This is a genomic window from Tabrizicola sp., assembly GCF_051645465.1.
In the GTDB taxonomy this organism is placed as follows: domain Bacteria; phylum Pseudomonadota; class Alphaproteobacteria; order Rhodobacterales; family Rhodobacteraceae; genus Tabrizicola.
Window position 1 is genome coordinate 20590 of the sequence record NZ_JBOFBI010000200.1, and the last position, 11775, is coordinate 32364.

Consider the following 11775-nt stretch of genomic DNA (forward strand, 5'->3'; position numbering starts at 1 on the left):
CCGGTCTACTCGAAGAGCTTGCGTTGCGGAACGACGATCACGTCGCCATCGATCAGCTTCGTTGTTCCGCCCCCGGCCTCACCCTTCTCGATCGCGTCGAGGTTCAGCTTGTACACCTGTTCGACCCCGGACTTGTCCACCCGGCGCAGCTGGATACGCTTCTTCGCGGCGAAGGGCGAAAGGCCGCCCGCTTGCGCGATTGCCTGCAGGAACGTCGTTCCGGGCGAAACCTCGATCTTGCCGGGCGTATTCGCCGCGCCGAGGATGAAGACGTCGATCGTGCGGGGCGCTGCCGGTGTCGAAGCCCGCCGCTCGGCCAGCGCGCTGACTGTCACGAAGACGGTTGGCGTGGTTGCAAAGCCCGACGCGAGCCTGCTGGCCAGTTCGGCCTGAATCTGTTCGATGCTCCGGCCTGAAACGCGGATCGTGCCCGCAACCGGGATGGAGATCTGGCCATCGGGCAGAACGATGGCGCTTCGGTTGAGGGTCGGGTCCTCCAGAACTTCGATCTGGAGCACGTCGCCGGGCCGGATCCGATAGTCCTGGGCCGCAGCTGCGACCGCCAGGAATGGCAGGATACAGAACACGGTCACCAAACGGCGAAGGATTGCCATCGAAATTCCCCTTTACGTCCAGAAGCAGCTTGTCGCTATCGCGACCGTCCAACAATATTTCTCCGGAAAGGTAACGAAAAGAAAGAAATAAGGATTCGCTCGCGAATTCGTTGCCTAGGGCTCATGTGCAACACAATCCGCAACTTGGGGTGGTGCGCCCGGCGGGTTCAGGTTGTTATGCCGGAGAGTCCCAATGCGCGGACATACGAGACCGTAATCTCTTGCATAAGCCGAGCGACTTCAGGCTCAGGCGCGATTGCAGGGGTACCATCGGCTTTGTTCAGGGCAAAGGGCAGTCCGATCGGGTCTTTCTGATACAGAACCGCGTAATGAACGAGGGCGACCAGGTAATTCCCAAGGTCGTTCAGGTGAATCTGGTCAATGGTGCCATCGGGTTGGCGGGCAAAAAGGTCGGTCCGGTCTTTGACGTTGCCAACCCCGCCCCTGCCCTCGACCAGCCGGACGAAGGCTGCAAGCACCTGCCCTGCGGGCAGGAAATGGACGTTTGCGGCCGCAGGGGTATCGGCCAGGGCGGGGCCGAGCACTCGCGACAACCAGTACCTGTCGATGTCGAGGTCAAGCCGGTTAAGCCAACCCTCGGGATCGTCCAGCTGATGCCATGTCTCGTAAAGATAGAGGCGCACGTTCGGCTTTGCCGCCAGCGCTTCCGCAAGCCACCTTGCGAGGTACTTGGGCGATTCGAAGTACCTAATTGCCGCGCGGATTTCGACCATTTCGGTCAGGACGATTGCGTCGTAGTCGCCGCTTTTGACCGCCTCGTGCGCGGGGCGAAAGCGTGGGTGGGCGTTTTCGGCTTCAAAACCGTTGATCGGCTCGTCACCCCAGTGGGCCTTGAGCGTGGTACCCCAGCCAAGCTGGCTGTTGTATTGGTGGCCTTCGGGTGCAAGCTGGGCCAGCATTGCGGGCATGTCGCGGTTCACGAGGCTGTGGCCCAGGTGGAAGACGTTCAGCGGGCCTTCGGGCGGAGGGACTTTGCCGGTCAGCCGGGCGCGGACTGAAGCGGCGGAAGGCGGGCGCGTCAGCTGCCAATAAAGTGCGCCGCCGCCAAGGGCTGCCAAGAGGGAACCGAAAATCGCCCACCGCCGTGTCGCCTTCACCTGGCTGCTCCTGCAAGAATGAGTCCGTGGATGCGGGTCAGCCGCCCTGTGACGGTCTGGCCATTCCGGAACGCCCCGGCGTCCTGGCAGAACTTGGCATGGAAGCCGCTTTCCGCAAGGGTGACCGATACGGCATCAAAGCCGAACATCGCTCGGTGGCGGGGGTCCTGGGCCTTGAAAATGGCCTCTTTGGCCGAAAAGATGTGTTTGACGAAGAGGCCGCGGTCCTGGAGGGGCAGCTGGTCGAGCTCGGTCTTGGTGCAGATCACGGGCCAGAGGTCGGGATCGAGGGGGGAGTCTTCTTCGATATCAATGCCTAACGGGGAGCCGCGGCGCGCGACGGCGATTGCGATATCAGCGGCATGGGCGATGGAGCCTGCGATGCCCGGCGGCCAGAGGGGCGCGCGGTCGGGACCTACTGGCAGCGCGGCGGGTGGGTGGCCGAGCTTGGCAAGGGCCTGGCGGGCGGCTGATCTTCCGGCGGCGAATTCGGCCAGGCGCTTTGGCACGGCACCGGCGATTGCGGCGCGTTCTTCTGGCCAGAGGTGTCCGTCAGTGCCCGGAGTGACCTCTTCGACCGCCACTGCTACCCCGTCGGGAAACAGGCCTTTCACCGCAGTCTCGATGGCCCCAAGCGAAAGGGCCGTGGTCATCCAAGCGCCTTTTCCCGGGCCTCGCGCATCGCGCGGCGGCGGGCCATCGCGTCCATCCTCGTGTCGGCGCCGGGGTCCGGGGTGGCGGGCGTGGCGGCGACCGGGGCGGCGGATGGGACCATCTTGCCGATATGGTCGGCGAGCGCGGAGACGACGGGGAAGCGGAAGATGTCGGTGATGGCGATCCGGTCGGAATTGAGCGCCACTTTCATCTCGCGGTGCGCCTGGACGGCGAGTAGCGAATGGCCGCCGAGGGTGAAGAAGTTGTCGGAGCGGCCAACTTGTGGGATGCCGAGGACTTTTGCCCAGACGGTGGCGATGGTTTCCTCGACCCCGCCTTCGAGGGGCACGAAGGTCTTTTGCGCCGCGACCGGTGCCGCCGAGGGCGCGGGGAGCGCCTTGCGGTCGACCTTGCCGTTGGGGGTCAGCGGGAAGGCTTCAAGCTTGACGATATGGGCGGGGACCATCACGTCGGGCAGGTGGGCGGCAAGCCCGGACCGCAGGGCCTGTTCGTCGATCGCGCCATCGGAGGTGACATAGGCAACCAGCCGGACGTCACCGGGGTTGTCTTCACGAGCGATAACAATGGCTTGGCGAATGCCTGCAGTATGTTCGAGGGCCGTCTCGATCTCGCCCAGTTCGATGCGGTGGCCCCGGATTTTGACCTGGAAGTCGGCGCGGCCGAGGTAGTCGAGCTTGCCATCCGGACGGCGGCGGACGAGGTCTCCGGTGCGGTACATCCGGCCCGATCCGGCGAAGGGATCGGCGCGGAAGCGGTCGGCGGTGAGGTCGGGGCGCTGGAAGTAGCCGTGGGCCACGCCTTCGCCGCCGATCCAGAGTTCACCCGGTTTGCCTTCGGCCACGGGGGAGAGCGTGTCGTCGAGAACATAAAGGGACGTGTTGGCGATGGGGCGGCCGATGTTCACGACGCCGTCTTCGCCCGTTGTCGCCTCGACCGAGGACCAGATCGTGGTCTCGGTCGGGCCGTACATGTTGAGGACCGGGGTTCCGATCAGACTGGACAGATCGCCCGCCAGGCGGCCCATAAGGGCCTCGCCGCCGACGAGCATCTGCTTGAGCCGCTTCAGCGCGGCGCGGGCGCCGTTGTCTTCGGCCAGCATCCGGGCCATCGAGGGGGTGCATTGCAGGTGGGTGACGTTATGGCGCAGGATCAGGCCTGCCATGGTCTCGTCGCCTTCTGCTGCGCTGTTGGTCCGGCGCAGGACTTCGGCCAGGGGTTTCAGGCCTTCGAGGACCGTCGCGGTCGGGATGCCGTAGTCGATCAGGCAGGCGATTTCATCGACGTCGATGGTCTTCACTTCTTCGACCCGGGCGACGGCGTCTTCGATCGTGCCGAAGAGGCCGGAATCGTTGAAGTAGCGCAGGAAGGCGAAGTCGAGAATCGCTTCAAGCTCGTCTGGTGCCAGGCTGCGGAGGTCGATGTCCATCGGGTTCGACATGCCCTGCGGCTTCTTGAAGGCCGGGAAGGCCCAGGCGTATTGCTTGATCAGGGCGGCTGCGCTGCGGAGGTAGTCCTTCATCGGCTCGCGGGCGACCTCGCGCGCCTGTTCGCGGTCGGCGGCGAGGTAGGTGTGGAGCATCAGGGTGACGGTGAACTTGGACGGGTCGTGGCCCGCTTCGGCGAGCGCCGCGCGGTAGATTTTCACCTTGTCGCCGACCTCGGCTACCGTCTGGCCGAGAAGGTGGGTAAGTACGTTGGCGCCGACCCGGCCTGCATCGCGCCAGGTTTCTGGGTTGCCGGCGGTGGTGACCCAGATTGGCACTTCCTTCGACACCGGACGCGGCTGCGTGACGACGGCGTGCATGGTGCCGTCCTTTTTGGGGAAGGGCACGGCCTCGCCCCGCCAGAGCCTGCGGACAAGGTCGATCGAGTCGAGCATCGCCTGGCGGTTTGCGGGTGGTGTGTTTTCCGGCCGCAGGACGAAGTCATCGGGCTGCCAGCCCGAGGCGATGGCGAGCGCTGCGCGGCCGTTGGTCAGGTTGTCGATCACCGCCCATTCCTCTGCGATCCTTGCGGGGTGGTGGAGGGGTGCGACGCAGCTGCCCGCGCGGACGCCGATGTTCTGCGTGACCGCGGCCACTGCCGCCCCGGTGACCGAGGGGTTGGGGTAGGGTCCGCCGAAGGCGTGGAAGTGCCGCTCGGGCGTCCAGACGGCGCAGAAGCCGTTGGCATCGGCGAATTTGGCGCCTTCGAGGAGAAGCTCGTACTTGCGCGGCCCAGTGCCGCCGTCGTTGCCCCAGTAGTAGAGGCTGAAGTCCATCTTCCGGCTGCTGACGGCTGTTCCGCCTGACGGACGCGTCCGGGTTGCATCATCGGCGAGGACAATGGTGAAGCCACGGGTGAGGGTCCAGAAAAGCTCCAGGACCGAGATGTCGAACGAGAGCGAGGTGACTGCCAGCCAGGTGCCGGGGTCGGTGCCGAGCGCGTCGTCCATGCCTGCGAAGAAGTTGAGGACATTGCGGTGCCCGACCACCACGCCTTTGGGTCGCCCGGTCGAACCGGAGGTGTAGATGACGTAGGCCGGGTCATCTGCTTGAGGCCCTTCATCTGGTAGCGCGGTTGCGGCACTGCTTAGCCGGGGGTCGGTATCGACGATGAGGAGGGCGGGTCCCTTCGGCAGGGCGTCGGCCACCGCGCTTTCGGTGAGGATGACGGGGCAGCCCGAGTCCTCGGCGTACAGCGCCAGGCGGTCGGCGGGGTAGGCCGGGTCCATCGGCACGTAGGCCGCACCTGCGAGTTGGATGCCAAGGGCGCCCGCGACCATGTCGGTTGTGCGGCGGCAGGCGAGGCCAACGAGTTCACCCCGGCCCACGCCCATCGCACGCAGGGTGTTCGCAATTTGCGCGGCGTGGTTGGCCAGTGCGGCGTAGGTCATCCTCGTGTTGCCTGCGATAACGGCGATGGCCTCGGGCGAGCGTTGGGCCTGGGCCAGGATTGCGGCGGGGAGGGTGGTTTGCCGGTCGTAGTCTCGCGAGGTCGCGGCGAGTGCTCCGGCATAGACCTGCTCTTCGCTTTTCGACAGAAGGCCGAGCGTGGCGATATCCTGGTCGGGCGCGGCCGTCATGGCGGCAACGATCCGCGAAATCCGGGCGGCGGTGGTCGCGGCCTCATCAGCCGGGATACGGTTGGCGTCATGCCAGAGGGTTGGGGAGCTGGTGGAGATCGTCACCGCGGTGCCGGTCACCGGGTTTGAGCCTCCGGTGATCGCAAGGCCTGAGGGCGAAAGCGCAGGCATGCCTGGCTCGCGCAGGGCCAGATCGGCGGCGATGCCGGTCGCGACACGGGCGGCTTCGATGGCCTTGGCCGTGCGGGTCTCGGCGTCAGAGATACGGCCGCTCGCGTCGAGACGGACTGGCACCCAGGGCAGAACATAGCCGGGGGCCGGGTCCTGGCCCGAGGCCCAGGCGATGTCGCCCGCAGTGCGGCCAAGCGCGCGGACGGCGGCAAGGGCAAGCCGGGCGGGGGTGTGGTCGGGCAGCGCAAGTGGGACCTGCCGCCAGTCGGCTTGTTCATGGCGTGGCTCGCCCGCCAGAACGGGATCGGGCTTCAGAAGAAGGCTGCGGATGCGCGGTTCCGCCTCGGCCACTGGGGCCAGGGCTGCATCGAGCCGCGCGGCCTCGTCGATTGAGGGCGAGAGCAGGGGACCTGTGCCAACCGTCGCAAGATCGACGGGAAAGCCTTTCAGGCAGGTGAAGTTGGAAAGACGGACGGCTCCATCGGCGCAGGCGACGACCAGCGTGTCGGGAGTGCGCTCAAGCACCGTGCCGGGTGCTGCGGAGCCCGGAGCAGGTTCGGCCTGGCCAACGGCCCAGACCTGGCCCGCGACCTCGATCTTCGGGACAGCCAGAGGATTGCGGTAGCCGCCGTGATCGAGCGCGCGCACCCGCCGCACTACGGTTGCCGAGGCTTCGGTGAAATCAAGCCGCCCGTCCGCCGAAGGACGGTCGGCACGGCGCCAGACTTTGCGCGGACCTGGTCCCTGTGAGCGCCTGGGTTGGCCGCCTGCCTCAAGTGCGGTGATCACTTCGGTGAAGCTCTCGACGGCGGCGGCGAAGCAGCGGGTGTTGAGCGTGAAGGCTGTCTCTTCAGCGTCGATGTCGAAGGTGCGGGTGGCCAGCACCTCGCCTTCATCGATGCCGGCGGTCATGAGGTGCCAGGTGATGCCGTGCTGGGCTTCGCCATTCAGCAGCGCCCAGACCGGGGCATTGAGGCCGGCATAGGACGGGAGCGGGCCGTCGTGGAAGTTGACCCCGCCCTGGCGGGCGAGCTTCAGGACCGGCTCGGGCACGACCGAAAGGTTCGCCACGGACAGAAGCCAGTCGACCGAAAGGCCCGCTGTCCGCTCGACCAGCCCTGCGCCCGGTGCGATGACGCGAAGGCCAAGCGAGGAGGCCCAGCTTGCGACCTTCGCCTCACGCGTAACCACGCCGGCCAAGGCATGGCCACGCTCAAGCCAGCGCTTGCCACACTCGACCGTAAGGCTTTCGTTGCCGATGAGGAGGGCGGTCAGGGTCATTGGCGGGCTCCGTTCACTCAGCGGCAAGTCTTTGATTGGGATGGCGAAGTTCACCTGACTCCGCCACCAGGATAGCGGCTTTCATCCGGGCGGCGAGGACGCGGACGTTTGGCTCCAGCACCATGGAATCGTGGTCACCCGGCACTTCGACGACGCCGAGACCCGGGGCGTAGGGCGTCCAGAGATTGTCGGCGAAGACATACTCCCGCGCCCCGCTGACCCATTTCCCGCCCGTGACCTTCCACTGCTTGTCCTGACGGGGGCGGTAGAGGACCACCTTGCCATCCGACCAGCCTTCCAGCTGGTAGACCCCGATCGCATGGCGGAAGGCGGCTTCGATCGAGGCGTTGTGGAACGAAGGCACTGTCGTGTCAGGCTCATTCGCTGCCTTCGCCCGGCGCGAGCGTTCCCAGTTGAGCCGCCGCCTCGCCCAGTCCGCGAGGAACCGCGGCCCACCGGCGCGAAGCTCGGCCAGCTTGATCATGACCCTGTCGGGCAAGGTCAGCGGCGGGCGGACGGGCAGTGGCGTGTCGAGCAGCACCATCAGCGCCACCTCTTCGCCCGCAGTGCGCAGCTGACGCCCGATCTCCCAAGCCGTCAGACCGCCCCCGGAGAACCCGCCAAGCAGATAGGGCCCGTGCGGCTGCACCAGCCGGATCTCGGCAAGGCATGAGGCGGCGGCTTCCTCGATCGTCAAGTGTGGCTCGGCATCGCCGAAAAGGCCCCGTGCCTGCAGCCCGTAGAAGGGCCGGTCGTTGCCGATAAGATGCGCGAGGTGGCGCAGGTTCAGGACGTTGCCGAACATGCCCGCGACGAGGAAGAACGGCGTCTTTTGCCCGCCTTCGCCCCGGTGCATTGCGACGAGATGGGTGTACTGCGGCCCGGCGGGGTCGGCCAGCGCGGCGGGGGCTGCGGCGGCTTCTTCCTCGGGGCCGATGCGGTCGGTGATGAGGGCGGCGCAGCGGGCGATGGTTGGGGCCTCGAACAGGATCGAGATCGGGAAATCGATCTTCCACTGCCGCCGGATCATCGCGAAGAGGCGGACGGCGATCAGCGAGTGGCCGCCCAGGGTGAAGAAGTCATCCTCGACCCCCACTTCCGCCACGCCAAGGAGTTCGGACCAGAAGCCCGCGAGGGTGCGTTCGACGCTGTTTCGCGGTGCCACATAGGCCGTCTCGAGTTCCGGCCTGGCAAAGCCGGGGCCATCGCTTTCGCTGCCTGCAGCCGGGGCCGCGCTTTGCCGGGCGAGGGCCTCCAGATCAAGGGAGGAGACCAGAACCTGCGACCCGTCCGAGGCGAGGGCGCGGAGGAAGGCCTCGGCGCCTTCGGCCGGGCCGATGCCCCCTGCGAGCGCCTGCGCAAGCCGTTGTTCAGCGGGCGACTGGCCGCGTTCGGCGTCGTCGTCACGCAGAACTTCGCGCGGGTTCGGTGGGGCAGGGCGGGCCAGGGCCTCTTCAAAGGCGACCATGCGGAAGGTGATACCTTCGACTTCGACCAGCACGCGGCCCGTGGGATCGGTCAGGGTCACGTCGAAGCTTGCCACATCAGCGCCGGGGTTGCCGGAGAGGCGGACCCAGCTACGGATTTCGGCCGGAAGCGGCGCGTGGACGCGGATGTTGGCGGTGGTCACGGGGGCCCAGACCGCGCCTTCGGCGACCTTGGGCAGAAGGGCGATACCCCAGCCGGTGCCGATGTCGTAAAGGGCGGGATGGATGGCGCAGGTTGCCGTATCTTGCACCGCTTGCGTCGGCAGCATCAGGGTGGCGAGGCCCTCGGTCTGGCCCAGGGCTGTTGCCCGCAGGACTTGCCAACGCGGGCCGAAGGCGAGCCGGTCTTCCTGCGCCGAGGGCAGGTTCATGCCGCCTTGCGCCGCGACCTTTTCGGGGCAGCGGGCGGCAATTGCGGCAAGGTCGATCACGCCTGCGCTGTCCGTGAGGTGTGCCACGCCCATTTCGGCCGTCAACGCCCAGCCCGCCGTTTCCAGTGCTCGTGCCTGCAGCCGCTGTTTGCCATCGCGGCCACGGGTCAGGCTGACGCGCAGGTCGCGGGGCAGGTCGGCCTCAAGCCGGAGGGGGCGGAAGACGGTGAGGTCGGTCAGCTGGAAGCCGGGTTTGGCGCCTGCCGCCGCCAGCGCCTCGGCGGCAATCTCGGGCCAGGCGGCGCCGGGAAGGACGGCGGTGCCGTCGAGGAGGCGGTGGTCGTCCATCACCCAATGGCGGTTCGTCAGGGTCGCGTGAAAACGGGTTTCATCTTCGCCCCGGTTCATCCGCTCCAGGATCAGCTGGCCTGGCAGTGGCGCGCCTGCGTCCTTGCCCTGGCGCCGTGCGTCGGCATCGGCGGCCATGCCGATCCCGGACCAGATGCCCCAGTTGATCGCGGTGACCTTTGTGCGTCCCCCTGTCCGGCTGCGGGCGAAGGCGTTGAGGTATTCGTTGGCGGCCACGTAATCGGCCTGACCCGCGGGGGCGATCACCGTCGAGGTCGAGGAGAAGAGGACCAGCCGGTCGATGCTGCCATCGGGCAGAAGCGTGTCGAGGAGTTTCGTGCCGTGCACCTTGGGCGACAGGACCGCATCGGCGGAGCCTGGGTCCTTGCCCAGAAGCGGCGCGTCATCGACGGTGCCCGCAGCATGGACAACGCCGTAGATCGGGCCGAACTCGGTTCGCACGCGGTCAAAGGCAGCGCGCATGTCTTCGGGGTTGCAGACGTCAGCGGCCAGAGCCATCACCCGGCCAAGCCGTTCCAGACGCGAGAGGACGCCCGCGCGCAGGCTGCCGGGTTCGGGGACATGGCGGCCGATCAGCGCGACCTTGGCGCTGCGGTCGCGGAGGAGGCGTTCGGCCACCGTCACGCCAATGCCGCCGAAGCCGCCGGTGATCACCCAGACTGAGCCTTCAGGAACTTCGGCCTGAGCGGGCAGGGGGGCGGGCACGAGGCGGGATTCCAGCCGTCGGCTGCCGCGAATTGCAGCGGTCGTGTTGGCGGGCGTGGCAAGCATTTCCTCCAGCACCTGCGCGACGGTTTCGGCCGGGACCGAGGCTTTCCGGCTGTCCGGCAGGTCGACATCCAGAAGTGCGGCCGTGAGGCCCGGCAGTTCGCGCGGCATGACCCGGACCGGGCCTGCGACCGTGGCTTTTTCGGGGTGGGGCAGGGATTCCGTCCGGACCTGTGCCGCGCCCGAGGTGACGACCAGAAGGTGCGGCAAGGGTTTCAGCCCGATCTCGCCCATCGCCTGGCCGAGGAAGAAGAGGCTCCAGAAGCCCTGCTCGAGGTTCCGCTGGAAGAAGCTTGATCCGGGGCGGAAGGCTTCGGCGGCGGTGACGAGCCAGAAATGCGCGATCCTCGCGGGGTTCAGGTCACGCTGGGCAAGGTCTGCGAGGAGTGCGTCATAGCCCTCACGCCCGTGTTCGGGGGCGAGGGTGTAGGTGTCATCGGTGGTGCGGGCGAAGGCGTCCCCTGCGTGGACGGTGATCACCCGGTGGCCTGCGCTGCGGAGCCGCTGAACGGTCGCGCGCGCCAGGCCCGCTTCATCGGCGAAGACGAGCCAGGTGAGGGGTGCGCCCAGTTCGGTTTCAACGTCCACCGGGCAGTCGGCGGGCATGACCCGCCAGCCGAGGCGATAGCCGAAGTCGGCAACGGCCTCATGGCGCTTGGGCAGGACGTCGGCTTCGGTCACGACCTGGGCCTTGCCGGGATCGACGAAGTAGCGCGAACGCTGGAAAGGGTAGGTGGGCAGCGGCACGCGGCGGCGTTTGGCTTCGCCCCAGAGCTGGTGGAAGTCGGGGTTGGCCCCGCAGGCCCATAGGCGGCCGAGGGTGGCGATGAAGTGGCGGTCGTCCGAGACGGTGTCGTCTGGGTGCCGGAGGCTGGCCGGGACCGGCTGGCCGCCCATCGCGCCGTTGGCCTGGGCGAGGGTCGCCAGCGCCCGGCCTGGGCCGACCTCAAGGTAGACGCGATCGGTCTTCTGGCGCAGCGTCGCCATGCCGTCAGCAAAGCGCACGGTGCCGCGCAGGTGGGCGACCCAGTAGTCGGGGCTTGTGGCCTCGGCATCGGTCAGGACCTGGCCGGTGCGGTTCGAGATGATCGGGATTTGCGGCGCGCTGAGGCGCATCTTCGCGAGATGGGCGCGGAAGTCGGCGAGGATCGGCTCCAGCATCTTGGAATGCGCGGCGATGTCGATGGCGATGCGGGTGGTTTCCACGTCATCGGCGCGGAGGCGTTCGGCGAGGTCCTTGAGGCCTGTGTCGGAGCCTGAGACTACGGTCAGCTCAGGCGCGTTGACGGAGGCAATGTCGAGGTCGCCGAGGTAGGGCTTGAGCGCGGTTTCCGACATCGGGACGGAAAGCATCCCGCCCGCCGGGACCGTGTCGAAAAGCTGGCCCCTCAGGCGCACGAGGCCGACGGCGTCTTCCAGCGTCATGACGCCTGCAACGCAGGCGGCGGCATTCTCGCCCATGCTATGGCCGATCAGGGTGGAGGGCTTGATGCCCCAGCTTTCCCATAGCTTGGCCAGCGCGATCTCGACGATCAGGATAAGCGGGAGTTGCAGCGAGGGGCGGCGGAGCTTTTCGGCGGCTGTCGCCTCTTGCCCTGCCGGGGGCTTCCAGAGGGCGCGGGTCTCGGCCTCGGCGGTGCCAAGGGCTGCCAGGCCACGGTCCATCCATTCGGCGAAGACGGGTTCCGTCTCGTAAAGGTCGCGGGCCATGTTGGGGTATTGGGCACCGCCGCCGGGGAACATGAAGACCACGTCGGGGGCATCGCCCAGGCGGCGCTGGGTGAAGACGCGGCGGGGATCGCCTGCCTCGAGCATCGCGGCGGCTTCCTCGTGGCTTGCGGCCACCAGCACCCGGCG

The 11775-nt window shown here is 67.3% G+C and carries 5 protein-coding genes; all 5 read right to left on the minus strand.

The genetic code is table 11. The annotated features are described in order from the left end of the window. Positions 1–5 precede the first annotated feature (5 nt). Positions 6–614, minus strand: coding sequence for a polysaccharide biosynthesis/export family protein (locus ACRCSW_RS12845; RefSeq protein ID WP_438705634.1), 609 nt, complete (start codon positions 612–614; stop codon positions 6–8). 167 nt (positions 615–781) lie between these two features. Beyond that, positions 782–1732: a hypothetical protein gene (locus tag ACRCSW_RS12850; RefSeq protein ID WP_438705636.1), complete on the minus strand. Its 951-nt coding sequence runs from the start codon at positions 1730–1732 to the stop codon at positions 782–784. Beyond that, positions 1729–2385, minus strand: a complete 657-nt coding sequence (locus tag ACRCSW_RS12855) for a 4'-phosphopantetheinyl transferase family protein (RefSeq protein WP_438705637.1) — start codon at positions 2383–2385, stop codon at positions 1729–1731. The genes ACRCSW_RS12850 and ACRCSW_RS12855 overlap by 4 nt, the downstream gene beginning before the upstream one ends. Next, on the minus strand, positions 2382–6923 hold the full coding sequence (locus ACRCSW_RS12860) for a MupA/Atu3671 family FMN-dependent luciferase-like monooxygenase (protein ID WP_438705639.1): 4542 nt from the start codon (positions 6921–6923) through the stop codon (positions 2382–2384). The genes ACRCSW_RS12855 and ACRCSW_RS12860 overlap by 4 nt, the downstream gene beginning before the upstream one ends. A 13-nt stretch (positions 6924–6936) precedes the next feature. Beyond that, on the minus strand, positions 6937–11763 hold the full coding sequence (locus ACRCSW_RS12865; RefSeq protein WP_438705640.1) for an SDR family NAD(P)-dependent oxidoreductase: 4827 nt from the start codon (positions 11761–11763) through the stop codon (positions 6937–6939). Between the last annotated feature and the right edge of the window lie 12 nt (positions 11764–11775).

Bases quoted from the DNA above. Each gene is read 5' to 3' on its own strand.
- ACRCSW_RS12845 (WP_438705634.1), bottom strand. From the start codon at position 614: ATGGCAATCCTTCGCCGTTTGGTGACCGTGTTCTGTATCCTGCCATTC.
- ACRCSW_RS12855 (WP_438705637.1), bottom strand. From the start codon at position 2,385: ATGACCACGGCCCTTTCGCTTGGGGCCATCGAGACTGCGGTGAAAGGC.
- ACRCSW_RS12860 (WP_438705639.1), bottom strand. From the start codon at position 6,923: ATGACCCTGACCGCCCTCCTCATCGGCAACGAAAGCCTTACGGTCGAG.